The following is a 25,443-nucleotide window of genomic DNA, read 5'->3' as shown; positions in this document are numbered from 1 at the left end:
TGTCGTCATGGGTGCTGTGCGTTTCACGGTTGGCGCTCACGCCCTGAACCTACCTGTCCCGTCCGGTTTCGTACGCGGGCGGGTCAGCCCTTGCGCCGCCGCGTCCCCATCACGAGCAGCCCGACGAGCCCCACCGCGACGAGGGCCGCCGGCACGATGCGCTCCAGCCGGGGCGCGCCGTCCTCCGTGACGAACTGGCCCTTCACGTCGCCGACGACACGGTTGACGCCGACGTAGGCGCGCCCCAGTGTGTGGTCGATGTTCGAGGCGACCTTGGCCTTGGCGTCCCCGACGATCGTCTTCGGGTGCACCCGTACGCCGATCTCGTCGAGCGTGTCGGCGAGCGTTGTGCGGCGGTGCTTGATGTCCGCCTCGATCTGCGCCGGAGTCCTGGTATCCGGCGTTCTCGACGTATCCGACACCGCGCTGCCTCCGTGGTCGTGTAGTGACTCCCTGATTCGGACAGTCTGTCAGTTCGTACCGGACCGCACCCCTCGGCACCCCCCATTACGCTCGTTCCGTATCCATTCCATCCCCCCGGCCACGTGAGGTTCCGATGAGCGAGCGACTTCAGCCCGGCGACACCGCCCCCGCCTTCACCCTGCCCGACGCCGACGGCAACGAGGTCTCCCTGGCCGACCACAAGGGCCGCAAGGTCATCGTCTACTTCTACCCGGCCGCCCTCACGCCCGGCTGCACGAAGCAGGCCTGCGACTTCACGGACAACCTCGACCTGCTGGCGGGCGCGGGGTACGACGTGATCGGTGTCTCCCCGGACAAGCCCGAGAAGCTGGCCAAGTTCCGTGAGAAGGAGTCCTTGAAGGTCACGCTGGTCGGCGATCCCGACAAGACGGTCCTGGAGGCGTACGGGGCCTTCGGCGAGAAGAAGCTGTACGGCAAGACGGTCGTCGGTGTCATCCGGTCCACGGTGGTGGTGGACGAGGAGGGCAAGGTCGAGCGGGCGCTGTACAACGTGAAGGCGACCGGGCACGTGGCGAAGATCATCAAGGACCTGGGGATCTGACCGCGGCGGTGCCCTTCCTGGTGCCGCCGGTGGATCCGGCGGTGCCGCCGCCCGTGGTGGTGCCACCGGTGCGCGTGCCGGTGTGAGGACCGCCGGGGCGCGTGCCCCCCGTGGTGCCGGTCGAGCCTCCGGAGGCGCCGGTGCCACGGGACGTGCCGGTGCCGCCGGTGCCGCCGGTCCGGTCGTGGGACCCTCCCCGCTCGGGACTCCGCTCCGGACCCCGGCCAGGGGTCCGGCCGGTCGACGGGCCCGGCCTGCTGCCGTTGGCCCCGCCCTGGGTGCCGTCGGTGGTGCCGCCGCTGTCCTGGCCGCCGGTGGTGTCCGTGGTGCCGGGGTCGTACACGGAGTCGTCCGGTTCCTCGGCGCCCGGCTGGAGCTGGAGGTCGAAGTCCGTGTAGTCGCTCCCGTCCAGGGCGTCCTGGGTGAACTGGGCCCAGATCTGCGCGGGAAGGCCCCCGCCGTTGACACGGGCCAGCCCGAGCGCGCCGTACAGGGACTTGTGGGCGCCGGTGTCGGGGTCCTGGCCCATCACGGCGACGACGGTGGCGAGGTCGGGGGTGTAGCCCGCGAACCACGCGGCCGTGTCCTCCTCCGCCGTGCCGGTCTTGCCCGCGGCGGGCCTGCCCGCGTTCTGGGCGGCCTGTCCGGTGCCGCCGTCGACGACGCTCTGGAGCATGGAGGTCGTCGTGTCGGCGGCCTCGCGGCTCACGGCCTGCCGGTCGGCGGCCGCGCCGTCCGGGGCCGGCAGCCTGACGCTCTCGGAGCCGTCCTTGGTGATCTTCGCGACGAGGGTGTACGGGCCGTGCCTGCCGTGGTTGGCGAGCGTGGCGTAGGCCTCCGTCATGTCGAGGACGCTGGCGGTGGCCGGGCCGAGCGCGATGGAGGGGGAGGCGGTCAGGTCGGGGGTGTCGGCGGGCAGGCCAAGGGCCACGGCGGTCCGCTCCACGTTCGCGGGCCCGACGTCGACGGCCATCTGCGCGTACACGGAGTTGACCGACCTGTCGGTGGCGGTGCGCACGGAGATGTCCCCGTACGACTCGCCGTCCTCGTTCTCCGGTGCGTAGGTGCCGCCGTTCCAGCCCTGGACGGGGCGCCGGTCGGTGCCGTCGTAGACGGTGTTCGGGTTGATGGGGCGGCCGTCCTCGGTCGCGGAGCCGTTCTGGACGGCCGAGGCGAACACGAACGGCTTGAAGGTGGAGCCGACCTGGTAGTCGCGGCGGGTGGCGTTGTTGACGTACTGCTTGGTGTAGTCGATGCCGCCGTACATCGCGAGGACCTTGCCGCTGGACGGGTCGATGGCGACGCCGCCGGCGCGGACGTAGGTGTCCACCTTGCGGTTCTTCCGGTCGAGCCCGTCCATGAGCTGGTCGTTCACGGCCCGTACGAAGGCGTCCTGCTTGGACTTCTGGAGCGTGGTGGTGATGCGGAAGCCGCCGCGGGTCAGGGTGTCCTCGTCGAGGATCCCGTTGGAGGTCAGATAGGCGGTCACGGCCTGGACGAGATAGCCGCGCTGGCCCGAGAGGCCCGCCGATCCCTTGGCCTGCCGGGGTTCGGGGAAGGCGACCCGGGCGCGGGCGGCGCGGGTCAGCCACTTCTGTTTGACCATGCCGTCGAGGACGTAGTTCCAGCGGGCGAGGGCCCCGGCCCTGTTCTCGGGGTGGGCGATCACGTCGTACTCGCTGGGGGCGTTGAGCAGGGCGGCGAGGTAGGCGCCCTGGCCGACGGTGAGGTCCCGGGCGTTCACGCCGTAGTAGGCCTGGGCGGCGGCCTGGATGCCGTAGGCGTTGCGGCCGTAGTAGCTGGTGTTGAGGTAGCCCTCCAGGATCTCATCCTTGCTCTTCTCCCGGTCGAGCTTGACGGAGATGAAGAACTCCTTGACCTTCCGGGTGACGGTCTGTTCCTGGCCGAGGTAGTAGTTCTTGACGTACTGCTGGGTGATGGTCGAGCCGGACTGGCGGCCCTTGCCGGTGACGGTGTTCCAGCCGGCGCGGATCATCGCCTTGGGGTCGATGGCGGACTCGCTGTAGAAGTCGCGGTCCTCGGCGGCGAGGGTGGCGTGCTGGGCGACCTTGGAGATGTGTTCCAGGGCGACGTTCTCGCGGTTGACGTCGCCGTCGCGGGCGAGCTGGCTGCCGTCGGCGTACAGGAAGACGTTGCTCTGCTTGACGGCCGCCGCGTTCGCGGAGGGGATGCGGACGAGGAAGTAGCCGAGGGCGAAGAGGCCGGCCAGGAGCAGGGCCGTGCCGAGGATCGTGCCGAGGAGCATGCGCCAGGTGGGGACGAGTCTGCGCAGGCCGGTGCGCTTGGGCCGCTGTTTCCCCTTGCCCGGGGGCTTCTGCCGGGGCCGCGGCTGCTGCTTCGTGCCCGGGCTGCCCGGTTGTGCTCCCGGCTCCCTGGATGCCCAGCCCTGGCTGCGCTGCTGCGGCTCGTCGCTCATGTTCGCCGGACTCCTGTGTCGCGTCGTACTGTCTCGTACGCCCTCTTACGCCTGATGCGCCCCAATTGAAGACTCTCGCACCATGTGTTCCGTTGCCCGATCCGGCACGCGTCGCGCCGGAAAATGCCTGGCGGCCCGTGCCCGGCCGGGGCTAGGCTCCTGCGCTTTGGCTCAACGCTGGGGAAAGGGACGGGTTGTGGGCACGGCGCGGTTGTACGCGGCTGTCGCGGGCAGCGGGTTCCGGCGGTATGCCACCTACCGGATCGCCACCGCCGCGGGTGTCTTCACCAACACCGTGTTCGGGCTGATCCTGGCGTATCTGTTCATGGCCCTGTGGGACAGCAAGCCGCACCTCGGCGGCTACGACCAGGCACAGGCGCTCACCTACGTCTGGGTCAGCCAGGGGCTGCTGATGGTGGTCGCGATGATGGGCGGTGGCTTCGAGGACGAACTGATCGAACGCATCCGTACGGGTGACATCGCGATCGACCTGTACCGTCCGGCCGATCTCCAGATGTGGTGGCTCGCCCAGGACATGGGGCGGGCGCTGTTCCATCTGCTGGGCCGCGGAGTGGTCCCGCTGCTGTTCGGCGCGCTCGTCTTCGACCTGGCGCTGCCGTCGGATCCGCTGACCTGGCTCGCCTTCCTGGTCGCGGTCGCGCTCGGGGTGGTCGTGGGGTTCGCGATCCGCTTCTTGGTGGCGCTGTCGGCGTTCTGGCTGCTCGACGGGGCGGGGGTGGCGCAGCTGACCTCGATCGCGGGGATCTTCTGCTCGGGGATGCTGCTGCCGCTGAACGTGTTCCCGGGCGCGCTCGGCGAGGTCGTACGGGCGCTGCCCTGGTCGTCGCTGATCCAGGCGCCCGTGGACGTCCTGCTCGGCACGGCGGATCCAATGGGCACGTACGCGGTGCAGGCCGCCTGGGCGGTCGGGCTGCTGGCCGTCGGACGGCTGGTGCAGTCGGTGGCGACGCGAAGGGTGGTGGTCCAGGGTGGCTGACCCGGTGGAGGAGAAGGTGACGCGGGCCGCGCCCCTTCGTGAGGCGCCGGTCCCGGCGGTGGACTTCCGCCCCTTCGAGCGGCAGGGCGGGTACGAGCGGCTGCGGGACGGGCTGCGCGCCTACCGGTTGATCAGCGCGATGTGGGTCCGCTCCACGATGGCCTACCGGGCGTCCTTCGCGATGACGGCCTTCGGCAACTTCGCGGCGACCGCTCTCGACTTCGCGGCGATCCTGCTGATGTTCTCGCGGGTCGACCGGCTCGGCGGCTACAGCCTGCCCGAGGTCGCCCTGCTCTACGGGGTGTCCGGTGTCGCGTTCGGGTTCGCGGACCTCGCGCTCGGCTCGATGGACCGGCTGGGGCGCCGGGTGCGCGACGGCACGCTGGACACCCTGCTGGTGCGCCCGGTACCGGTGCTCGCGCAGGTCGCCGCCGACCGTTTCGCGCTGCGCCGCCTCGGCCGGATCACCCAGGGCCTGCTCGTCCTCGGGTACGCCCTCGCCGTCCTCGACATCCACTGGACACCGCTCAAGGTGCTGATGATGCCGATGATGCTGCTGAGCGGCGCGGGGATCTTCTCGGCGGTGTTCGTGGCGGGCGGGGCGTTCCAGTTCGTCGCGCAGGACGCCTCCGAGGTGCAGAACTCCTTCACGTACGGCGGCAATACGCTCCTTCAGTACCCCCCGACCATCTTCGCCAAGGACATGCTGCGCGGGGTGACCTTCGTCCTCCCGCTCGCCTTCGTCAACTGGCTGCCCGCGCTGTACGTGCTGGGGCGGCCCTATCCGCTCGACCTGCCGGTGTGGGTCGCGTTCGCGCCTCCGCTCGTGGCGGCGCTGTGCTGCGCGCTGGCCGGGATCGCCTGGCGCGCGGGGCTGCGCGCCTACCGGAGCACGGGAAGTTAGGAGAACGGTCGTGACCATCGCCGCAGACAGGGATCCGGCGGGTCCGGGCGGGGACCCGGGGCCGGGGGGCGGGTTCATCGAGCTCGACGGGGTCGAGAAGGTCTTCGACGTGCGCAAGAGGACGGGGTTCCTGCGGAGCGAGCGGCGTCAGGTGCGGGCCGTCGACTCGATCTCGTTCACCGTCGGACGCGGGGAGATGGTCGGCTACATCGGCCCGAACGGCGCCGGGAAGTCGACCACGATCAAGATGCTCACCGGCATCCTCACCCCGTCCGCGGGCCGGCTGCGGGTCGCGGGTCTCGACCCGTCCCGCGAGCGCACCCGGGTCGCGCGCCGGATCGGGGTCGTGTTCGGGCAGCGCACGACGCTGTGGTGGGACCTCCCGCTGATCGACTCGTACCGGCTCATGCACCGGATGTACCGGGTACCGGACGCGCGGTTCCGGGAGAACCTCGACCGCTGTGTCGAACTCCTCGAACTGGGCGCCCTGCTGGACGTGCCGGTGCGTCAGCTGTCGCTGGGGCAGCGGATGCGCGGCGACATCGCGGCGGCCCTGCTGCACGACCCGGAGGTGCTCTATCTCGACGAGCCGACGATCGGGCTCGACGTGGTCAGCAAGGTGCGGGTCCGGGAGTTCCTGCGGGACCTGAACGCCGAACGCGGCACGACCGTCCTGCTGACCACGCACGACCTCACCGACATAGAGCAGTTGTGCCGGCGGGTCATGGTGATCGACCACGGGCGGCTGATGTACGACGGGGCGCTGAGCGGGCTGCACGAGGTGGGGGAGAGCGAGCGCACCCTGGTCGTGGACCTGGAACGCGAACTGCCGCCGATCGAGCTGGAGTCGGCGCGGGTGGTGAAGGTGGAGGGGCCGCGCCAGTGGCTGGCGTTCCCGGCCTCGACGTCGGCGGCGCCGCTGGTGGCGCGGATCGCGGCGGATTATCCGCTGGTGGACCTCTCGGTGCGGGAGCCGGACATCGAGGCGGTCATCAGCCGTATGTACGCGGGCAAGACGGTGTCGTAGAGGGGGATTCCGGGAGGGCGGGCCGGATAGCGGGCGAGCGGGGGACCTCGTAGGCTGCTGCCCATGACCGACGAACTCCCGGAGCTGCGTGCCTCCGACGCCGATCGTGAACGAGTCGCCGAGCAGCTGAGGGACGCCCTCGCGGAGGGCCGTCTCGACATGGAGGAGTTCGAGGAGCGGCTGGAGGCGACGTACGCGGCCCGCACCTATGGGGAGTTGACGCCGATCACCCGCGACCTGCCGGGTGCGGTGCCGTCCTCTCCGCGGATCTCCATGGTGAAGCAGCCCGTGGACGACGGCAGTTGGGGTTCCCGCATCGTCGGCGGCGAGGGTTCGTCCTCGTGGGGTGTGGCGGTCCTGGGCGGCTTCGAGCGCAAGGGCCGCTGGACGGTGCCGCGGCGCTTCAACTCCTTCGCCTTCATGGGCGGTGGGGAGATCGACCTGCGCGAGGCCAACTTCGCGGACCGCGAGGTCGTCATCAACTGTGTCGCGTTCATGGGCGGGTTGAACGTGATCGTGCCGCCCGGGGTCGAGGTCGTCGTCCGCGGTATCGGCATCATGGGCGGCTTCGACCACCGCGAGGAGGGCAGGCCGGGCGACCCGGGCGCGCCCCGGGTGGTCGTCACGGGCTTCGCGTTCTGGGGCGGTGTGGGCGTCGAGCGCAAGCTGACCCGTGCCGAGCGCCAGCGGCTCAAGGAGGAGCGCCGCCAGGAGAAGCTGGAGCGCCGTGAGGCCCGCAAGGAGTTGCAGGGCTCGCGCGGCGACGGCCTCGGTGACATGTTCGACGCGCTCGACGACGCCCGCGACCTGATGCGCGAGCGCCACGAGGAGCGCCGTGAGCGCCATGAGGAGCGCCGTCTGCGCCACGAGGAGCGCAGGGAGCGGCACCGCGAACGCCGCGAGGACCGCGACCGGCGGCGCGGCGGCTACTGAACAGCGTTCCTCCGGTGGCGTGTTGACACCTGAACGGGGTGGTCGAGCGCCGGCCGCCGGATCCCGGGTCCGACGGCCACCGGGTCAAGGTCCGCCTGTCGCCGGAACGCCAGGTCCGCTTGTCGCCGGAACGTCAGGTCCGCCTGTCCCCGGCCCACGGGTCCGCCTGTCGCCGGATCACAGGTCCGCCGGAACCGACCCCTTCAGCTCCTTCAGGTCGAACGCCTCGGCCATCCGCCGGAAGCCCAGGTCGCTGGGGTGCAGATGATCGCCCGAGTCGTACGCGGGGCGCAGCCGGCGCGGGTCGTACGGGTCGCGCAGCGCGGCGTCGAAGTCCACGTAGGCGTCGTACACCTTCCCGGCCCGGATCTCCGCGTTCACGGCCTGGCGCACGGCCTCCCGCGCGTCGGTGGATCCGCGGTGGCCCTGGAAGGGCATCAGGGTGGCGCCGACGACCCGCAGTCCACGGGCGTGCGCCTGCCGCACCAGGGCGCGCAGGCCGTCGGTCACGGCACGCGGGTCGACCTGGTCCGGGTTGCGCAGGATGTCGTTGACGCCGAGGTCGATGACGACGGCCTTGACGTTCGTGCGGTCGAGCACGTCCCGTCCGAACCGGCTCAGTCCGCTGGGGTTGTCGGCGGGCCTGCCGGAGCCCGCGGCGAGGATCTGGTTGCCGCTGATGCCCTGGTTGACGACGCTGTAGCGGGGTGTGGCACCGGTTCCGGCCGAGGCGCGCAGCCGTTCCGAGAGGACGTCGGTCCAGCGGCGGTTGGCCCCCACGGTGGAGGTGATGCCGTCGGTGAGCGAGTCGCCGAGGACGACGACGGTGCCCACGGCGTCGTCGCTGAGTACGTCGAGCGCGGTCAGATAGCGCCAGTACGGGCTCTGTTCGGTGTACGGGGCCGCGCTCGCGTCCTCGGTGCGGTCGCCCTCGGCCACGTACGAGATCTGCTGGGCGCGCGGGTGGTAGGTGACCGGGCCCGACGGGGTCGGGGAGTACGTCGTGACGAGGACGTCCACGCCGTGCGGGATGCGCACGCGCACGGCGTCGCTCATGACCTGCCCGCCGGACGGGACCGTGACCGTCAGGGCGCCGTCGAAGGTGAGGCGGCGCATGGTGCCGGCCGCGGCGGCGGCGTCGTTCGCGCTCGCGGCGACGGCGATCGTGGCGTGGGTGATGACCAGCGGGGTCTGTCCGTAGAGATTGGACAGCGTGATACGGGCACTCGTACCCCCGGCGGCGGTGTGCACGACGTTGCGCACGGAGCGGCCCGCCAGCCCGTCGGGCTCCGTGCCGGGTTCGGCTCCGGCCGGGGAGGCGGACCAGGCACCGACCCAGGTGCCGGTGGAGGCGGGTGCGGCGTCGTGCGACGTGTGGCCACTGGCGACGGCGGCCTTGGCGGTGTGGCCGTCGTCGGCCGCGACACCGACGTATATGGCTGCGGAAAGGACCACGACCACGGCAAGGACCGCGGCGAGCAGGGCATAACCGTGACGCTTGGTCATGCGGTGCGTTTCTCCTCGGACGAGGGAGCCCGAGGCTCCGAAGTGATCACTCCATGATGCGTCATGGGGCGGGAGGACCCCGACCCGCCCCCTGGCCCCCCGGTCGATTCCTCATCCGAACAGACGCCGGGAACTCCTGTGCCGTTCCAGGAGTCGGTCAGGAAGAGAGGAGAAAGGGACAATGTGCACGGGGCGTGACGTGGTCGGCGAACGGGTGGAGTGAATGGAACGCACGAATGCGGGTGAACCGGACGGCGACGAACAGCATGCCCGCCCGGACGGCCCGGCGAACACGGGGGCCCTGGGGAGCACAGGGGAGACCGCGGACGCGCGGACCCTGGGGAGCGCCGGGGAGACCGCGGACGCGGCGAGTCCCGCAGGCGCTTCGGCGGGCGCCTCGGCGGCCTCCGCCGCGCCGCCGGGCCGGACGATGAACACCTTCAGCCCCGCCGACGAGGAGAAGCGCCGAGGCGTGCGCCGGATGAAGGCGACCGCCACCGGCCTGCTGCTCTTCGTCGCCCTCGTGTACGTCCTGGCCAAGTGGGCCTCGAACGAGGGCGCGGGCACCTGGGCCGGCTATGTCGCCGCGGCCGCGGAGGCGGGCATGGTCGGCGCGCTGGCCGACTGGTTCGCGGTCACGGCCCTCTTCCGGCACCCGCTCGGCCTGCCCATCCCGCACACCGCGATCATCCCCACCAAGAAGGACCAGCTGGGCGTCTCGCTGGGCGAGTTCGTCGGCGAGAACTTCCTCTCCGAGGAGGTCGTCCGCCAGCGGCTGCGCGTGGTGGGCATCGGCAGCAGACTCGGATCCTGGCTGGCCGACCCCGAGCACGCGGACCGGGTCACGGCCGAACTGGCCGCCGCTCTGCGGGGCGCGCTGACCGTGCTGCGCGACTCCGACGTCCAGGCCGTGGTGGGGGAGGCGATCACCCGCCGCGCGGACGCCCAGGAGATCGCGCCCGGCATGGGCAAGATGCTGGAGAAGATCGTCTCGGACGGCGGACACAGACGGTTCGTCGACCTGGTGGTCGCCCGCGCGCACGACTGGCTGGTGTTCCACGACGGCCAGGTGATGGACGCCGTCCAGGGCGGCGCGCCCGGCTGGACCCCGCGCTTCGTCGACAGGAAGGTCGGCGAGCGGGTCTACAAGGAACTGCTCCGCTTCGTCACCGAGATGCGCGACTCCCCGTCCCATCCGGCCCGCGGCGCCCTCGACCGGTTCCTCACCGACTTCGCCTCCGACCTCCAGTCCGACACCGAGACCCGCGCGCGCGTGGAGCGCCTCAAGGGCGAGGTGCTGGGCCGCGGCGAGGTCCAGGACCTCATCGCCTCCGCCTGGACGGCCGTACGGTCGATGATCGTGTCCGCCGCCGAGGACGAGCGCAGTGAACTGCGGCTGCGCGTACGGGCCTCGCTGCTGTCCCTCGGTGCCCGGATGGCCACCGATCCAAGGCTCCAGGCCAAGGTGGACAGCTGGGTGGAGGGCGCCGCCGTGTACGTGGTGACGACGTACCGCAAGGAGATCACCTCGCTCATCACGGACACGGTCGCGGGCTGGGACGCCGAGCACACGACCCGCAAGATCGAGGCGCACATCGGCCGCGACCTCCAGTTCATCCGGATCAACGGCACGGTGGTCGGCTCCCTGGCCGGACTGCTGATCTACGTGGTGTCACGGGCGTTGGGGGCTTAGGCCTGCCGGGCGGATCCTGTTGGAGACGGGGGGCTCGGCACGCCCCTCCGCGGGCCAGGCCTAACCGGCCGGGGGGCGGGAACCCGGCCGGGGTTCACCCGACGGAGAGGGAACCTCATGCCAGTCCCCGCCTCACCGGCCCCCGGCCCCGCCGCCACCGGCACGGTCACCACGGACGTGCCGTCCCGGCTCGATCGCCTGCCCTGGTCCCGCTGGCACTGGATGATCGTGATCGGCCTGGGAACCGTCTGGATCCTGGACGGCCTGGAGGTCACGACCGTCGGCAACATCGCGGGCCGCCTCTCCGAGCCGGGCAGCGGTCTGTCCATCTCCTCGGCGCAGGTCACCGGTGTCGCGGCGGCGCTCTATGTGGCGGGCGCCTGCGCCGGCGCCCTGTTCTTCGGGTGGCTGACCGACCGTCACGGCCGCAAGAAACTCTTCATGATCACGCTCGCCGTGTATCTCGCGGCGACGGCCCTGACCGCCGTGTCCTTCGACGCCTGGTGGTTCTTCACCTTCCGCTTCCTCACCGGCTTCGGCATCGGCGGCGAGTACGCGGCCATCAACTCGGCGATCGACGAGCTCATCCCCGCCCGGTTCCGCGGCCGGGTCGACCTGATCATCAACGGCACCTACTGGCTCGGCGCGATCGGCGGTTCGCTGCTGTCGATCGTCATGCTGAACACGGACATCTTCCCCAAGGACCTCGGCTGGCGGCTGACGTTCGGCCTCGGAGTGGTCCTCGGCCTGGTGATCCTGCTGGTCAGGCGGCACGTTCCGGAGAGCCCGCGCTGGCAGTTCATCCACGGCCGCGGCGATCAGGCGGAGGAACTGGTCGCCTCCGTCGAGGAGGAGATCGAGGAGGAACGGGGCGAACCGCTGCCGGCGGCGGAGGGCGACATCACCATCGAGCAGCGCAAGGGCATCGGGTTCGGCGCCATCGCGAGGTCGGTCTTCGGCACGTACCCGAAGCGGGCCGCGCTGGGCCTCGCCCTCTTCGTCGGCCAGGCGTTCCTCTACAACGCCATCACCTTCGGCTTCGGCTCCATCCTGACCACGTTCTTCGACGTGCCCACCGGCGGCACCGGCTACTACTTCGCCGTGATCGCGGCCGGCAACTTCCTCGGCCCGCTGCTGCTCGGCAAGCTCTTCGACACCGTCGGCCGCCGCGTGATGATCTCCTCGACCTATCTGCTCTCGGGTCTGCTGCTCTTCGTCACCGCCTGGCTCTTCGACCAGGGTTCCCTGAACGCGGTGACGATGACGGCCTGCTGGTGCGTGGTGCTGTTCTTCGCGTCGGCGGGCGCCTCCAGCGCGTATCTGACCGTCTCCGAGGTCTTCCCCATGGAGACCAGGGCCATGGCCATCGCCTTCTTCTACGCCATCGGCACCGCGGCCGGCGGTATCAGCGGCCCGCTGGTCTTCGCCGACCTCACGAAGTCCGGCGTCGTCGCCGACACGGTGCTCGCGTTCCAGATCGGCGCCTCCCTGATGTGCGCCGCGGGCCTGGTCGCCGTGTTCCTCGCGGTCAAGGCCGAGGGCCGCTCCCTGGAGGACATCGCCGCCCCGCTGTCGACGGCCTCCGCGCCGGCCGGCACCTCGGCGTCGGCCTCCGCGGCACGGGCGGGCTGAGCGGGGCGGTCCGCGTCGGGACGACCCGAGCCGGGTGGGCTGGGCCGGGCGACCTGGGCCGGGTGCCCGGCTCGGCTCGACTCGGCTTGGCTTGGCTCGACTCGGCTCGAGTCGGCTTGGCTCGGGCGGTTGGGGGGCTTGTACGACCGCGGCGCGAGCGATCCCGTTCCAGAGGCGGGCGCCGGTTCTGAGTACGCGTACTCTGTCGCGGCCCCGCCGGGCGCGGAACCCTCGTACGCATGACCGAGAAGCTGCTCCGCCCCCTGCGAACGCGCCCCTGGCCGGAACGCTGGCTGACGCGTGTGCTCGGCGCCGCCCTGTCCTGCGCGGCGTACCTCGCCTGTCTCCCCTGGGACCTGCGCAACCGCCCCGCGTCGCCCGGCTCCGCGGTGGAGACCACCCCGGTGACGGGCACGGGCGTCCTCGCCCTCGCCGCCGTCCTGCTGCTCCTGGCCGTCCACTTCGGCCTCAGGGACGCGCTGGCCTGGCCCCTGCTCCTGGTCGCCGCACCTCCGGCGACCCTGCTCTACGTGTCCCTGCGCACCCATCCAGGCCCCCCGGACGGCTTCGCCGACGCCTGGCCGCTGACCTGGGCGGCCGTCACGCTGCTGGGGGCCGCCGCGGTGCTGGTCGCGAGCGCGGTGGCACGGCAGTTCAGGACGGATCCGATGGACGCCGGGGAAGAGGAACCGTCCCTCGCGGGCCGCTGGTGAGGCACCTCGGGCGGCCGGGCGGCACGGTCACTGCCCCTGGCCGTGGAAGTACGCCGCGCCCTTCTGGTTGAAGTACGAGGCGTAGACGCGCCCGATCATCGGCTTGCCGCGGTACATCCCCACGTACTGACGCGAACTGTCGACCACGACGGGCCGTGTCATACAGGCGAACTTGACCCGCTGCTGAGCCTCGGCCCACTGCACGGCCGCCGGGTCGACGCGGTCGCTGACCAGCAACGGGAAGGCGCCGATGCCGTTCTGGAAGCCGACGGGCAGACCGCCCTTGGTGTCCTTGGCGTACTTCATCACCTGGTCGGTGAACCCGGAGATGGCCGGGACGGTTATCTCCGGGACGGCCGCGGCCACCGTGAACAGGTGCAGCTTCGTCCCCATCCACCGCATCCGGAACTCGCCCCGCCGTCCCACGAGTACGGGCACCCCGGCCCAGTCCTCCCATCGCGTGGCACACCCGTCGGCGGTCAACTGCCGCTCCACGAAGGCCAGATAGGTGCCCGCCGGGGATTGCTGCTGGTTTGCGTCCATGGCGGGATCCTAGGGCCCGGTGGCCGTGTCCGGAACGGGTGCCGTCCGACCGGCTAGGCGCCCGTCGTGGACCCCGGCCGAATGATCATCAAAACGGTGACGATCGCCCACAGCAGGTTGAAGATCCCGGTGAACATGGCGAGCCGCACGGTGGTGGCGGGGTCCACGGCCGTCGCGCCCGCCGTTCCCTCCAGGACCGCGCTCTGCCGGGGCAGTACGAGCGCGGCGAGGACGAGCGCCGCGAGCGCGGTCAGCGCGATCGAGACGATCAGCCACGTGTCGCCGAGCACGCCCATGTCGCTCGCCGTGGCGAACCCGAACACCGGGACGGCGACGCCCGCCACGGCGTACACCTGGCAGATGCGGTGCAGCAGCCGGACGGTGGCGAGGGCGCCCGGGTCGTCCGGCGCTTCGAGAGCCTTGCGCGCGGCGGGCGGGAACATGCTCGCGGCGACGGTGACGGGCCCGATGGCGACGATCGCGGCGATGACATGGACGGCGAGGAGGAACTTGGTCACGGAGTGACGGTAGGGGGTCGGGCGGATCATGGAGAAGTGGCACTTCTGCCAGGACCCAACGGATTCTGGCCAGGCTCTGGAGATCTGCTCAACGCGGACAGAAGAGGAACCCAGCAGGTGCACCCGCATGGCGAGATCCCGTCGTACACCTAGACTCCGGTCATGCACACCGTGGCCGTACTGGCCCTCGACCAGGTCATCCCGTTCGATCTCGCCGCCCCGATCGACACCTTCGACTGGGCGCGGCTGCCGGACGGCCGCCCGGCGTACCGGACCCGGGTGTGCTCGGTGACGGCGGACGCGGAGGTCAGCGCGGGCGCGTTCACACTGCGCGCCCCGTACGGCCTGGAGGCGCTGGCCGACTCGGACACGATCATCCTGCCCGGCGTGGCCGACCCGTCCGCGCCGCTCCCGCCGGGCGTCGCGGAGGCGCTGCGCGCGGCGGCGGCGAACGGCACCCGGATCGCCTCGATCTGCGTCGGAGCGTTCGTGTTCGCCGCCACGGGCCTGCTGGACGGCCTGCGCGCGACGACGCACTGGGTCGCGGCCGGGGAACTGGCGGCCAGGCACCCGGCGGTGACGGTCGACCCGAACGTGCTCTACGTCGACAACGGCCAGTTCCTGACCTCGGCGGGGGCGTCGGCGGCGCTGGACATGTGCCTGCACATGATCCGCAAGGACCACGGCTCGGCGGTCGCCGCGCATGCCGCCCGGCTGTCGGTGATGCCTCTCGAACGGGAGGGAGGCCAGGCCCAGTTCATCGTCCACACCCAGCCTCCGGCCCCGGCGGGCACGACCATGGAGCCGCTGCTGGCGTGGCTGGAGGAGAACGCGGAGCGCGAGCTGACGCTGGAGGACATCGCGGTCCGCGCGGGCACGAGCATCCGTACCCTCAACCGCCGCTTCCGCGAACAGACCGGCACGACCCCGCTCCAGTGGCTGCACCGGGCCCGCGTGCGCCGCGCCCAGTACCTCCTGGAGACGACCACGTACCCGGTCGAACGCATCGCCACCCAGGCGGGCTTCGGCTCCCCGACGGCATTCCGGGACCGCTTCAAACGGGTGGTGGGGACGAGCCCGTACGCGTACAGGCGAGCGTTCCGGGGGGCGGAGGACCCGGCTTCCTGAGGGTTGGCCTCTTGAGGCTCAGCGGCGCCGACGCATCCGATCCGATGCGATCCCCGTACCGGGCCTCAGCCGCGACGGTCTGAGACGGCCCAGGAGGCGAGGGCCATGGCGCCGGCGACACCGAAGACGGCGGGCCAGGCGCCGACCTTCTTGGCGAGGGGATGCGACCCGGCGAACGCGGCGACGTACCCGGCGGTCAGCACTCCGGCGGCGGTCCCGCCGGCCTCCTGCTTCCACTGCCGGGCGGCGGCGACGCCGGCGACGGCGAGGACGACCCCGCCGAGCTGCCGCTTCCGCGTCCACCGGGCGACACCGTACCCACCGACAAGCCCCCCGGCGGCCACCACCGCGGCCGGTACCTTCGCCATTACTGCCTCCTAGTTCGTCCCCCGAGGCTAGCGCCCTGCCGCAGCGGGGCGTCCCCTGGCCCCGGCACCGGGGGCCGACCGCCGGCGGCACCCGGTCGGACGCGCCGGACGACAGCCGGATTCGTCAGCCGCGCAGATAGGCGTGGATGGCCGAAGCGATGGCCGTACCGAGTGGAATGGGGACGGCATTGCCGATCTGACGGGCGATGTCGATCTTCGAGCCGCACCAGCGGAAGTCGAGGGGAAAGCCCTGTATCCGGGCGGCCTCGTAGTGGGTGATCGGTCGATCCTCGGTCGGGTGCAGGTAGCGACCCTTCTCGGGCTTGAAGAACTCGGTTCGGATGGTCACCGACGGCTCACCCACACGCATTCGACCCATGACGTCTCCTGTGCCGGTGTTGTGCTTGTCCCAGCTGTCGGTGGAGAGAGGTTCGACAGGTGTCTTCACGCCCGGGGGATTCCGGGTTTCGAAGATCTGAATGTCGCCGTCCGCGTCGACGGTGAACCATTTTCCGCGAAGATCCTTGCGGTTTCCGCCTCGGGGGATCGCTCGGTAGCGGGCTCGCGAAAGCGGTTCGGGGTTTCTGCCGAAGTGGAGATCGTGTGTCGTGAAGATTCCGGAGACCACCGCGGCCACATCGTCGATGTGTTCCTTGCCGTCGGGGAGCTCGGTCCCTTGCAGGGTGAGTCGCCCGGACTCGTCGAACACGCTGTCGACCGGGCGCCAGTAGGAGTCGCCCGCCTCGAAGCCGTCGAGCGCCTGAGCCGAGGTGCCGGAGGTGCTTTTCGGGCGTCGTTGGTGAGTCGCTGCGGGATAGGCCATGGCGCGCTCTTCGTCGATGTCCCGACGGACACCGATGACGATGGCGCGCCGCCGGGCCTGGGGCGCTCCGTAGTCGGCGGCGTTGAGGAGGTACCGCTTGTGCTTGCGTTCCTCGGTGTCGGTCGGTACGTGACCCGGGGGATCGATCAGTTTGTACTCGCTCAACAGGCCGCCCTGTTGTACCTCGCTGAGCAGGTTCTGGAATTCGTCCGACCTGAGAAAGCGATCGACATTCTCGATCACGAATACCTTCGGGCGGATTCGCGCCACGATGCGAACGTATTCTTCCCACAGGCGGTTGCGTTCCGGTCCCTTCTTGTTCCGGTTCAAGGCCGAAAAGCCCTGACACGGAGGACCTCCGACCACCACGTCCGCATGCAGGGCGCCCTCCGGCGGCTCCCACTCCTCGATGTCTTCGAGATGCACGAGGGCTTCAGGAAGGCTCTCGTCCGGACGATGACGTCCGAAGTTCACCGCGTATGTGGCAGCCGCGGCGAGGTCGTGTTCGACCGCCGCGACACTGTGGAACACGGGCCCGCCGTCCTTCGCCCCCTCAGGGCGGAACTCGTGGAACCCCTGGGTGAAGCCGCCACACCCGCTGAACAGGTCGAGGACGGTGATGGGCCGGGGGTCGAGGGGGTGGGGCGTGTGCATGGGCCGATCCTAGCTTCGGAGCGCGGTCGCGACGGCCCGTCCGACGGCGGTCGCCAGCGGCGGTGGCATGGCGTGGCCGACCTGTCGGTACCTGGACGTCTTGCCCCCGAAGAAGCGCCATTCCGCAGGGATGGCCTGGATCGTCGCGGCCTGGTCGACGGTCAGCCTGGGTTGGCCGTCGGCGGGAAAACTCGGGTCGGGGGGTGCGTCGCCGAGGCTGTTGCCGTTCACCCCGAGCGAGGCCCATGCCTTCTTGCTGCCGGTGGGGCCGAGGTCGGCACCGCCACGCCGGTCCGAGCCTCCGACCAGCGCGGGTGCGATGCGATCCGCGCCCTTGATCCAGCGTTCCGCTCCGGGCCACCCGTCGACGGACATGGAGGGGCCCAGCGCCTGGCCGACGGTCGGGGGAGGCGGCGCGTCCCGTTCGGGCCAGGCGAACCGAGAGAAATAGGGGGCCTTCAGAGCGACGAGGAAGCCGCTGCTGCGGTTCTGCGGCACACCGAAGTCCGAGGCATTGAGAACCCGCCAGCTCCAGCGGTAGCCCGCGTTGCCGAGTTCCGCCTCGATCCACGAGCGGTCCACGGCGAAGTCGGCGCTCTCGACGAGGTCCGGGACGTTCTCGAGGAGCACGGCCTTCGGGTCGATCTCACGTATGAGCCCGATCACAGCCTTGAGCACGCGGCGCTCCTCCCCGTCCTCGGAGCGACCTGCGGTGGCGGAGGACTTCACCCGGGGCAGTCCACCGCTGACGAGATCGACGCCGCGGGCCTCGGGGCGCATGCTCGGGTGGAAGTCGGTCACGTCCATGCAGACCACGTCCCACGCGGGTCGGTTGAGATCGATTGTGAAACAGGCGTCGGCCTTGCTGTCGATGAGCAGCACGGGGTCGAATCCGGCACGTTCGAGTCCGAGTGCCTGGGCTCCGGATCCGGCGCAGACCTCCACCGAGCTGAAGCGTCGGGGTTCGACGGGGGCCACCGCGTCGGACGGATCGGGCTGTCTCTCGGTGGACGCCGTCATGGGTGACGGTACGGCCGCGATGCCGCTTCGATCGGGGTCGCCTCCTGTCTCCGTGGAGTGGTCGTGGGTGCGCGGGGCAAGCGCGCGTTGAGCGTCGACCGACTCCTCGGCGACCGCCCGCAACTCGTCGTCCAGAGCCCGTTCCTCGATGCCGTCGAAGAGCACGAACGGGGCGAGCCGCAGCAGCCTCTTGAGGAAGTCGCGCAGGGTCTCGCGTTCGTTCAGGCCGGTGAGATCGAGATCCTTCCAGACACGGAGGATGGCTCGAACCATGTGCGGGCTGCCACCGAGTGCGGCACGACGGGCGTAGATCTGGTCGAAGGCGGCCTCGCCGAGGATCTCGAGCGCGCCGTAGGGCTCGGGCGCGTCGGAGGAGCGCACGAGCTGAGCCCGCCACCACAGCCGGCCGAAGACGTGACGAGTGAGGTCCGTGCCCAGGACCCGATCCCTGGGGGGCAGCGGATAGCGCCAGAAGGCGACATCCGGGAGCAGGACCAGCGCGAGGAAGGCCCAGACATCCCTCGAGGCGGCTTCGGCGGGCACCATGCCCATCTCGGCATGCAGAAGGGCAGCCAATCGGAGATCGAACTCCGCGTTGCGGGAACGGTCGGACTCGTCGGGGAAGCCGGCGGACTTGGCAAGGTCGACGACGCCGGCGCGCAGTTCCCGAAGGCGGTGCGCGGAGACCCGGTCGCCGCCGGTGGCCACGTACACGGCCGACTCGTGAGTCTCCGACACCCGACCTGCCAATTCGAGGGTCGTCAGTTGCCGGTACTCCTCGAAGAGGGGTCTGGCCTGTTCGGCGAGCAGGCGGGGGTACAGGAAGCTCATCACGACACCTCGAAGATCTTGACCGCCGCTTGCATGTCCGACGCGAACAGAGCGGGCGACTGACGTCGACGCAACCGGATGTCATTGATCGACTGTCCGGGGAAGAGTTGGTCGAACAGGCTCAACAGCGTGGCGCCCAGCGAGCCGTCGGCGAAGTCTGCGTCCTCGGCGAAGTCGTCGTGGCCGAGGGCGTGCTCGACCATCGTGCGAGCGGCGTCCGCGTACACCGCGGAGAGCACGATCCGATCCACCGGGCGAGGCTTGCCGGCGTTCTCGAACGCTGTGGCGGTGACGGTGTTCCGCTCGTTGACCAGCAGGAGCAGCGAGCCCATCGTGGCGCTGTCCAGCCCTCCGTCGATCTGTAGAAGCCAAGCCGCCGTGTCGGGAAAGGAGGTCCTGGCGAAGTCGATCACTGCCATAGGGAACTGTGGAGCGTCTCCTTGGAGACGCAGCGACTCCCGATCGCTCCACAGCACGGAGCCGGCTCGTCGGGGTGAGGAGGGGCGGGCGTCCATCCGACGTTCGGCCAGGACCAGAGCGGTGTCCAGAAGGAGAAGGCCGCCGAGATCGCTGCCTCGCAGCCGGACATCCAACTCCACCTTCTCCGTCCCGGCGGCGGTCAGGCGCACGTGCCGCGCCGGTCCGCTCAGGTTGGACCCGGTGGCCGTCCAGACGACCGCGAGTACGAGCGCCGTGTCGCTCGAGAGGCCCGACTGGGAGCGGACCCGGTCGAGGTCGACACGAAGGGTCCGGCGCAGGTGCAGGTCCATCTGGTAGTCCCAGTCCGGCAGCGCCTCGGGCAGGCCGATTTCACCGTCCTCCGTCACCAACGACCATTGTTCGGCCTCGATGACGTCCTCGGCCGGGACGCGGTACGGCAGTACGCGGCGTGTCACGTGGTCTTCACCGCCTCGACCCTGATGCCGATCTCGGTCATGGTGTCCGGGGCCGGGCGCACGAGAGCGCGCCAGACGGAATCACCGCCGTCGATCACGAAGGCCTCCTCGGCGTGCAGGCGCCCGTCCTCGTCCTCCCACCCGAGGAGCAGGGGCATGCCGGCACCCAGGGGCGGATCCGTCTCCCGGCCGCCGGTTCCGGGGAGCGTGATGGCGAGGTCGATGTGAACCCGTTGCGGTCCGGGCGCGGGCAGTCGGAAGTCCTGGACGAGTACGGATGAGTCGCCCCGTTCGTCGTAGTAGGGATCGCCGACGTACTGCACCCTGGGGCGCCGACGGGGCGTGCCGACCCCACCGCTCTCCGGTGAATCCGCGAACGAATGACCATTGACGTCGATGTCGGTCGGGCCTGCTGTTCCGACGTGCGGGAGCGACTTCGTACGGGACGAGGTCGCGGCGTGTCGGCCCGATGCCGAAGAGCCCTCCTCGACCTCCTCCCGCCGGGACGTGCGCGAAGTGGTGCTCCCCGGCTTGGCGTACGCCGTGGCTCCACCGATTCCCCAGGCTCCCCCCACCAGGCCGGAGAAGAGTGAACTGGCCGCGCCGAGAGCGACGTTGGCGGAACCCGAACGTGTGACACCGCCGAGGGAGAGCAGCCGCGCCTGAGCCTCCGCGATGCGCGTGAACGTGGTGTGGACGAAGGTGCTCTCGGGTCGGTCGAGCGACTGCGGATTCCAGGCGTCGTGGGTGGGTGGTTCGGCCATCGCGTAGATGTCGTCCATGTCCTCGGTCGCGCGGAAGACGCCCGCGTAGCCCTGGTTCACGCTGGGAGGCTTGGGTCCGGGGTGGTACGTGACGACGAGCTCCGCGGGGCGCATCAGGCAGACGTGATGGACGAGGTCCTCGATGTCGAGCATGCGGGAAGCCCGCGTCGGTTCCAGCGGAGGCATGATCCTTTTCACCAGCCCGAGGCGTCCCAGGTGCCTCTTCGGCCTCAGACAATGAAGATCACTGCCGTCCGGGCCGGCCATCGTCTCGTAGGCGGCGACGAACATGTTGAGCGGGCGGGTTTCGCGTGGATCCGGTACGGGATGGGGAACGCCGTCACAGGTGACGGAGAAGCTCATTGCGGGTGGCCTGGAGTCGGTCGAGATCATCTTCGGCCAGAGGTGCCAGGTGATGGTCTCTGCCAGGTAGTCGGCCGCCTGGGTGGGTTCGAGGTCGTCCAGGTTCGGATCGATGACGACGACCGTCGTCCCTGTCTCCTCGGGACCGAAGGGCCTGAGGCCGAGGCGTTGAGCGGTCGCGTCCGCCTCGTGGCCCACGAGGGGCTCGATGACGTCTCCCGACGTGTCGCCCCACCAGTGCCGGCCGGTGTAGCGCCGCTTCCCGGACGACTCGGCGGCCGTGTAGCTCTTCCAGAGCGCACAGCCGATGAGACGGGTCTCGTAACCTCCCCGGGCTGTGCGGCAACGGGAGTGGACCAGGACGGTGCCGGACCTGGACAGCAGGTAGAAGATGCCCTTGCCGAAGCCGTAGGTGCCGCCGCCCAGCGCGGTGTCGCGCGGCTCGCCGATGTTGCGGATGAAGGAGACGAAGTCCCGTTCGGAACCAACGGCGTCGTCGGCGCGGGTGGGCCCTCCCAGCCCTCGTGTGCCGCGGTCCGAGACGGCCAGGACGCGTATCGGGCCGCGCCTCACGGTGTCCCGCAAGGGGAATGTCTCGGCGTCGGTGGGCGCGCCGTCCATCAGTAGCTCGCGCCATGCGCCCGTGTGGGCCGGACCGACTGCCCACATGTCGATGCGGTAGTCGACGGTGGGGGCCGATTGCCCGACGCGCGCGTCCCAGCTGTTCTGTGCGGATTCGCGCACGAGAATGGTGAGCAGATCGAGTTCCGGTCGACCGAGCTGGTTGCGGATGCCCTCGGCGGCGCTCGCGCCTTCCGGCGGATAGGGCTGGGAAAACCAGCGAGGCCCGCTCACACGGACTCCTGAATCAGATTTTCGATCACCTGGGACACCTCGTCGGAGGACAGCGGAGCGGGCGTCTCGCCGGACAGGTCGATGGTGTACTCGACGTCCAGAGCCGACACGGACAGGTTTGCCGACTCGAGGGTCGCGCGTGTGAGTCCGGGAAAATCGGCACCCACGCGGTACCACCGTTCCTCGCGGACCGCGAAGCGCACATCCTGGTATCGCTCGGAGTCGACGACGTGGTACCCGGCGTCGGCGAGCAGCTCCAGGAGCGCTCCTTCGTCGTCGCACAGGTGAAGGGCCCGATCGACCATGTGCACGAACGCGGTTCCCTGATGGTTCGCGGTCGCGGGCTGAAGGCGGAGCCACGCCAGACAGAGCGTCCCGCCCTCGGGCGCATCGAGTTGATCGAGCCCGTGAATCCGGGGCCTTCGCCCCTCGCCGGACGTGGTCGATTTGACTTCGACGGCTTGGGCCCCGGCCGAGAAGTCGTGACGGTGTCCGTCGGGACCGCGCCACAGTCGATGCGCGCTCGGGTCCTCGGCGAGGAGGCGGTTGAGGACAACCAGCTCGCCGAAGAGCCCCGCGAGTTGGTCCGGCCCCAGTGGTGTTCCCTGCGTCTTGAAGAGGGCCTTCCATCGGTCGAGAACGCGATACAGCGCCTTGATCTGGTTGTCGGGCAGCTCATCGGTCGCGCCGAGGACGTCCACGCACAGCTCGGTGAACAGATCGCTGAGGTCGTCGCGGAGGCAGGCGAGGTCGGCATAGGCCTGGTAGGTCTGCTCGTCCTCGAGTATTCGTCTGCGCAGCCTCAGTACTGGACCGTCCAGGCCGGGACGGACCTTGCGGTGCGAGTGGATGGGCACCAGAAGGTGGCGGTGCCCGTCGTGGTCGACGGCCACGGTCAGGGGTTCGCCCTTCGTGGTGAAAGGCAGTTGGGCGACGCGCAGGCGTCGTTCCCCTGTTGTCTGCTCGGCTTCGAGAGCGGTCCAGCGCTCCTCGACGAGCGTGCGGAGGGTGTCGTCGTTCACGCGTCCTCGCCGTCGACCAGGCTGTAGTCCTCGTCCTCGATCCTCACGTTGGACAGGTCGGCCGAGATGTACTTCTTGACCGTGCTGTCCTCGTCCCAGGGCTTGGGGAAGACCAGGCCGACGCCGATGACGTGTTCATCGGCGTTCAACGGAACACGGCGATTCTTCGACGGGCTCGGCTCGGAGACCTTGTCGATCGGGTACAGAACCAGCAGACCGGTGTCCGGGAGCTGTATGCGACGCTCGCCCATGATGGCCGCCTCGGCCAGCGTCGCGGTGTCACCCACCAGGTCCACCGCGGCGTCGCGGCGGCTCATCAGGGTCTTGATGTCCGCGAAGTCGGTCGTGGCATTGAGGAGTTCGAGGCGCGCGCGGACGTTGCGTCCCACGGTCACGTTCTCGGCGAAGTCGAAGTCCTCGCCTTGCGGGTTGCCGACGATCGCGACGTTCCACCGACGAAGCGAGTTGGCCGTCGCCACTCGTTTCCTGATGTAGTCGATGATCAGGCCCGCGTCGTTCTCGGGGGACTTCTCATGGAACTGGTAGGTCGACAGGAAGTCGATGACGACGTCATGGGCCACGTCACGGAAGACCCATCGCCCCTGGGCCGAGCGATCCTCCACCTTGACCGCGTTCGCGACCGAGGCGGCGACCAGGGTGCGCGCAGCGTCGATGTTCGTCCTCAACCAGTCGCCGTTGGTGTGGAAGTAGTGAGTCTGGATCCGCTTGCCGCCGTACGACGAAGCCGCCGTGACGGCGTCACGCATCTTGGCCGCGGCAGTCACTCGTAGATTGGGGTGGGTGCGCAGGCGCACGGCGAATGTCAGAGGAGTCTCGTCCTCGGTCATGTAGATGTCGATGTCGCGCCGCATCTCGGTTTCCACCGTGGCCAGGTGACGGAACCACTCGGCCAGTTCGTCGGTCATCCAGATGCGAGGCAGATCGGCATACCCGTTCCGGAAGCCGAACCAGCGCCCCATTTGCAGCAGCGTGTCGTACGCGGACACGGAGCGGACGAAGTAGCTGACCGACAGGCCTTCCAGCGTCAGTCCTCGGGAGAGGGTGTTGCCGCCCACCGCGATGGCCACGACGGGACCGTTCTCGTAGTCGAGTCGGTCCTCGCTGCTGGAGTTGTCCATGATGACGCGACAGTTGTCCAGGACCTGTGGCAGCTCCTGCACCAACTCCTCGAACGCCATCCTCGACTCACCGAACTCCCCGGCCGGTACACGCTCCGTCTCCCGCTCCCAAAGGTCACGCAGCCGGGCGAGGAAGGCCGGGTCGGTCAAGGATCGGGCGGACCGGTCGCGCAGATGCCTCAGCGGGCGCTCGAAGCTGTTGTGCACGGACGTGTTGACGCTGGTGTGGATCAGCATCGTGCTGTGCGGATTTCCGGTTCGCCGTACGCGACGGGCCGCCGTGACGAGCCAGAAGTACTCGACGGCCGTACGGAGGGTCTCGGTGACGACCGGCTCGAAGCCTTCGACGTCGGCCCTGGTCTCGGGGCGTACGCAGGGAACGTCGTCCTCGGGGATCGATCGGATCATGTCGTATCCGTCGTCGACCTGCTCGGGATCCTCTCCGTCGAGCGCGTAGCGGCCGAAGAGCACCTCGGTGCCGAAATGCCCGTCGGGCTTCGGGAGGTTGACGATGAAGTCCTTGGGATACAGATCCTCGGCACTCGGGTCGATGAGCAGGTTCGCGAAGGGGGATGCCGTGCACCCGACGTAGGCGCTCCTCGGCAGCGAACGCATGATGTCGAGGATCAGCGGGTTGATCGACTTGGTGGCCACCGTGGCCTGGTCCGCTTCGTCGTCGATGATCAGAGCGGGGCAGTCCTCGAGGTAGTCGGACGCCTCCTCGAGCCACCGTGCGAGCTTGCGCAGAACCGTGGCGTTCTTCTTCACGACGCACAGTACGCGGGTCTTGTTGCTCTTGCCGAAGTACGAAGCGGGGTTCTCCTGCGGCGTGAAGTCCTTGCCGAGACCGGTCAGCTGAGACCACATGGAGGGGTTCGGCTCCACCAACTGCTGCACCAGTCGGGCTTGCGTCTGGCGCCGCAGGCCGTTGTGGATGCCGGCCAGGACGATGAACAACTTGTAGCCGCGGTCGGCCGCCTTGGCCACGACCGAGGTGAAATTGGTCGTCTTGCCGGACTGCACGTAGCCCACGACCAGGCCGCGAGTGGAGAAGGCCTTCTCCTTCGGGTGGTTCAGGAGCGAGACGACGCGAGTGGAGGCTTCATCGAGGCTCCTGATCGACGGGTCCTCGGGCCAGCCGTCCTTGCGGAGCAGGTCCACGATCGCGGGCCAGCACTTGTCCCTCGGCTGCGGTCCCGTGTACCAGGTGTCGCGGTTGCCCAGAATCACCGCGTGCGGCTCTTCGAGTTCCTTGATGCGTATCGTCTGTTGCTCGTGGCGTTCCCGGATCTGCTCGACCACCTCGGGACTGATGCCGAACTGTTCGAGCCGCTTGATCGCTTCTGCTGGGGGGAACGCGTCCAGGAGCGCCTTGAACGTCCCGTACATGCCATCGAATTCGTCGGTCATGAGCTCGACCGTTCCCCCGCTTTCGTTCCCTTGAGCCGCCGTGCCGTGGCCGCCCCCTGCTGCCACTCAAGAGGGTGTGACCCCGATGGCGAGCAGGTGCGTCTCACACAACTTCTCCACAATATTGGGTGTGGTGGGCACTGATAAGTGCAACGAAGGCCCCATCTTGCCGATCTCGCCGTTCCGTCGGACCCCTGTTGGTGATCTCGTGACGGTTGGTACCCTTTTGATCATGATGCTCGA

21 protein-coding genes are annotated in these 25,443 nt (G+C 69.6%); 9 read left to right on the top strand and 12 right to left on the bottom strand.

Annotated features, from left to right (window positions below):
• Positions 1 to 83: 83 nt before the first annotated feature.
• Positions 84 to 422: a DUF3618 domain-containing protein gene (locus WJM95_RS11905; protein ID WP_339129565.1), complete on the bottom strand. Its 339-nt coding sequence runs from the start codon at positions 420 to 422 to the stop codon at positions 84 to 86.
• A gap of 134 nt (positions 423 to 556) precedes the next feature.
• On the opposite strand from WJM95_RS11905, the gene bcp reads away from it, so the two are divergent.
• On the top strand, positions 557 to 1,024 hold the full coding sequence (gene bcp, locus WJM95_RS11900) for a thioredoxin-dependent thiol peroxidase (RefSeq protein WP_037619171.1): 468 nt from the start codon (positions 557 to 559) through the stop codon (positions 1,022 to 1,024).
• Here the strand turns inward: bcp and WJM95_RS11895 are convergent.
• Positions 1,005 to 3,461 carry a transglycosylase domain-containing protein gene (locus WJM95_RS11895; RefSeq protein WP_339129564.1) on the bottom strand — a complete coding sequence of 819 codons (2,457 nt, stop codon included), beginning with the start codon at positions 3,459 to 3,461 and terminating at the stop codon, positions 1,005 to 1,007. The genes bcp and WJM95_RS11895 overlap by 20 nt on opposite strands.
• A 196-nt stretch (positions 3,462 to 3,657) precedes the next feature.
• On the opposite strand from WJM95_RS11895, the gene WJM95_RS11890 reads away from it, so the two are divergent.
• The 4 genes from WJM95_RS11890 (at position 3,658) to WJM95_RS11875 (ending at position 7,322) form a co-directional block, all read left to right on the top strand.
• A complete protein-coding gene (locus tag WJM95_RS11890; RefSeq protein WP_339129563.1) occupies positions 3,658 to 4,458 on the top strand; it encodes an ABC-2 family transporter protein in 801 nt (266 codons plus the stop codon).
• Between the two features lie 58 nt (positions 4,459 to 4,516).
• A complete protein-coding gene (locus WJM95_RS11885) occupies positions 4,517 to 5,362 on the top strand; it encodes an ABC transporter permease (protein WP_339135495.1) in 846 nt (281 codons plus the stop codon).
• Between the two features lie 16 nt (positions 5,363 to 5,378).
• Positions 5,379 to 6,389 (top strand): ABC transporter ATP-binding protein, encoded by a 1,011-nt coding sequence (locus WJM95_RS11880; RefSeq protein ID WP_339135493.1) that lies wholly within the window; start codon positions 5,379 to 5,381, stop codon positions 6,387 to 6,389.
• A gap of 63 nt (positions 6,390 to 6,452) precedes the next feature.
• Positions 6,453 to 7,322 (top strand): DUF1707 domain-containing protein, encoded by an 870-nt coding sequence (locus WJM95_RS11875; protein WP_339129562.1) that lies wholly within the window; start codon positions 6,453 to 6,455, stop codon positions 7,320 to 7,322.
• A 177-nt stretch (positions 7,323 to 7,499) separates the two neighbouring features.
• On the opposite strand, the gene WJM95_RS11870 is transcribed toward WJM95_RS11875, so the two are convergent.
• The gene (locus WJM95_RS11870; protein WP_339129561.1) at positions 7,500 to 8,828 is read right to left on the bottom strand and encodes an SGNH/GDSL hydrolase family protein; all 1,329 of its coding nucleotides are present in this window, start codon (positions 8,826 to 8,828) and stop codon (positions 7,500 to 7,502) included.
• A gap of 223 nt (positions 8,829 to 9,051) precedes the next feature.
• Here WJM95_RS11870 and WJM95_RS11865 point away from each other — a divergent pair, with 223 nt between their 5' ends.
• The 3 genes from WJM95_RS11865 (at position 9,052) to WJM95_RS11855 (ending at position 12,866) form a co-directional block, all read left to right on the top strand.
• Positions 9,052 to 10,521, top strand: a complete 1,470-nt coding sequence (locus WJM95_RS11865) for a DUF445 domain-containing protein (RefSeq protein WP_339129560.1) — start codon at positions 9,052 to 9,054, stop codon at positions 10,519 to 10,521.
• Between the two features lie 117 nt (positions 10,522 to 10,638).
• Positions 10,639 to 12,153 (top strand): MFS transporter, encoded by a 1,515-nt coding sequence (locus WJM95_RS11860; RefSeq protein ID WP_339129559.1) that lies wholly within the window; start codon positions 10,639 to 10,641, stop codon positions 12,151 to 12,153.
• 239 nt (positions 12,154 to 12,392) lie between these two features.
• Entirely contained in the window at positions 12,393 to 12,866 is a 474-nt protein-coding gene (locus tag WJM95_RS11855; protein ID WP_339129558.1) for a hypothetical protein, read from the top strand.
• 27 nt (positions 12,867 to 12,893) lie between these two features.
• On the opposite strand, the gene WJM95_RS11850 is transcribed toward WJM95_RS11855, so the two are convergent.
• On the bottom strand, positions 12,894 to 13,409 hold the full coding sequence (locus WJM95_RS11850; RefSeq protein ID WP_339129557.1) for a levansucrase: 516 nt from the start codon (positions 13,407 to 13,409) through the stop codon (positions 12,894 to 12,896).
• A gap of 53 nt (positions 13,410 to 13,462) precedes the next feature.
• Positions 13,463 to 13,927 (bottom strand): DUF2269 family protein, encoded by a 465-nt coding sequence (locus tag WJM95_RS11845; protein WP_339129556.1) that lies wholly within the window; start codon positions 13,925 to 13,927, stop codon positions 13,463 to 13,465.
• Positions 13,928 to 14,089: 162 nt separating this feature from the next.
• On the opposite strand from WJM95_RS11845, the gene WJM95_RS11840 reads away from it, so the two are divergent.
• Positions 14,090 to 15,055: a helix-turn-helix domain-containing protein gene (locus WJM95_RS11840; protein ID WP_339129555.1), complete on the top strand. Its 966-nt coding sequence runs from the start codon at positions 14,090 to 14,092 to the stop codon at positions 15,053 to 15,055.
• Between the two features lie 65 nt (positions 15,056 to 15,120).
• Here WJM95_RS11840 and WJM95_RS11835 read toward each other — a convergent pair whose 3' ends face one another.
• The 7 genes from WJM95_RS11835 to WJM95_RS11805 all read right to left on the bottom strand — a co-directional run bounded on the left by WJM95_RS11835 (position 15,121) and on the right by WJM95_RS11805 (position 25,200).
• The gene (locus WJM95_RS11835; protein ID WP_339129554.1) at positions 15,121 to 15,423 is read right to left on the bottom strand and encodes a hypothetical protein; all 303 of its coding nucleotides are present in this window, start codon (positions 15,421 to 15,423) and stop codon (positions 15,121 to 15,123) included.
• A 124-nt stretch (positions 15,424 to 15,547) separates the two neighbouring features.
• Positions 15,548 to 16,900 (bottom strand): DNA cytosine methyltransferase, encoded by a 1,353-nt coding sequence (locus WJM95_RS11830; RefSeq protein WP_339129553.1) that lies wholly within the window; start codon positions 16,898 to 16,900, stop codon positions 15,548 to 15,550.
• Positions 16,901 to 16,909: 9 nt separating this feature from the next.
• Entirely contained in the window at positions 16,910 to 18,751 is a 1,842-nt protein-coding gene (locus tag WJM95_RS11825) for a DUF6339 family protein (protein ID WP_339129552.1), read from the bottom strand.
• A complete protein-coding gene (locus WJM95_RS11820) occupies positions 18,751 to 19,647 on the bottom strand; it encodes a hypothetical protein (RefSeq protein WP_339129551.1) in 897 nt (298 codons plus the stop codon). Before WJM95_RS11820 ends, WJM95_RS11825 begins: the two co-directional genes overlap by 1 nt.
• Positions 19,644 to 21,629: a hypothetical protein gene (locus tag WJM95_RS11815; protein ID WP_339129550.1), complete on the bottom strand. Its 1,986-nt coding sequence runs from the start codon at positions 21,627 to 21,629 to the stop codon at positions 19,644 to 19,646. The genes WJM95_RS11820 and WJM95_RS11815 overlap by 4 nt, the downstream gene beginning before the upstream one ends.
• Positions 21,626 to 22,651, bottom strand: a complete 1,026-nt coding sequence (locus tag WJM95_RS11810) for a PD-(D/E)XK motif protein (protein ID WP_339129549.1) — start codon at positions 22,649 to 22,651, stop codon at positions 21,626 to 21,628. The genes WJM95_RS11815 and WJM95_RS11810 overlap by 4 nt, the downstream gene beginning before the upstream one ends.
• Positions 22,648 to 25,200 (bottom strand): Z1 domain-containing protein, encoded by a 2,553-nt coding sequence (locus WJM95_RS11805; RefSeq protein ID WP_339129548.1) that lies wholly within the window; start codon positions 25,198 to 25,200, stop codon positions 22,648 to 22,650. Before WJM95_RS11805 ends, WJM95_RS11810 begins: the two co-directional genes overlap by 4 nt.
• Positions 25,201 to 25,443: the final 243 nt, after the last annotated feature.

Origin of the sequence: Streptomyces sp. f51 (genome assembly GCF_037940415.1) — a bacterium.
Classification (GTDB): domain Bacteria; phylum Actinomycetota; class Actinomycetes; order Streptomycetales; family Streptomycetaceae; genus Streptomyces.
The sequence above is the reverse complement of the archived record's forward strand: the minus strand, read 5'-3'. Positions and strand labels throughout refer to the sequence as shown.

Excerpts from the sequence above, each read along its gene's own strand:
- WJM95_RS11850 (WP_339129557.1), bottom strand. The coding sequence starts at position 13,409 with ATGGACGCAAACCAGCAGCAATCCCCGGCGGGCACCTATCTGGCCTTC.
- WJM95_RS11805 (WP_339129548.1), bottom strand. The coding sequence starts at position 25,200 with ATGACCGACGAATTCGATGGCATGTACGGGACGTTCAAGGCGCTCCTG.
- WJM95_RS11870 (WP_339129561.1), bottom strand. The coding sequence starts at position 8,828 with ATGACCAAGCGTCACGGTTATGCCCTGCTCGCCGCGGTCCTTGCCGTG.
- WJM95_RS11840 (WP_339129555.1), top strand. The coding sequence starts at position 14,090 with ATGCACACCGTGGCCGTACTGGCCCTCGACCAGGTCATCCCGTTCGAT.
- WJM95_RS11825 (WP_339129552.1), bottom strand. The coding sequence starts at position 18,751 with ATGAGCTTCCTGTACCCCCGCCTGCTCGCCGAACAGGCCAGACCCCTC.
- WJM95_RS11830 (WP_339129553.1), bottom strand. The coding sequence starts at position 16,900 with ATGCACACGCCCCACCCCCTCGACCCCCGGCCCATCACCGTCCTCGAC.
- WJM95_RS11865 (WP_339129560.1), top strand. The coding sequence starts at position 9,052 with ATGGAACGCACGAATGCGGGTGAACCGGACGGCGACGAACAGCATGCC.
- WJM95_RS11875 (WP_339129562.1), top strand. The coding sequence starts at position 6,453 with ATGACCGACGAACTCCCGGAGCTGCGTGCCTCCGACGCCGATCGTGAA.
- WJM95_RS11835 (WP_339129554.1), bottom strand. The coding sequence starts at position 15,423 with ATGGCGAAGGTACCGGCCGCGGTGGTGGCCGCCGGGGGGCTTGTCGGT.
- WJM95_RS11895 (WP_339129564.1), bottom strand. The coding sequence starts at position 3,461 with ATGAGCGACGAGCCGCAGCAGCGCAGCCAGGGCTGGGCATCCAGGGAG.
- bcp (WP_037619171.1), top strand. The coding sequence starts at position 557 with ATGAGCGAGCGACTTCAGCCCGGCGACACCGCCCCCGCCTTCACCCTG.
- WJM95_RS11860 (WP_339129559.1), top strand. The coding sequence starts at position 10,639 with ATGCCAGTCCCCGCCTCACCGGCCCCCGGCCCCGCCGCCACCGGCACG.
- WJM95_RS11855 (WP_339129558.1), top strand. The coding sequence starts at position 12,393 with ATGACCGAGAAGCTGCTCCGCCCCCTGCGAACGCGCCCCTGGCCGGAA.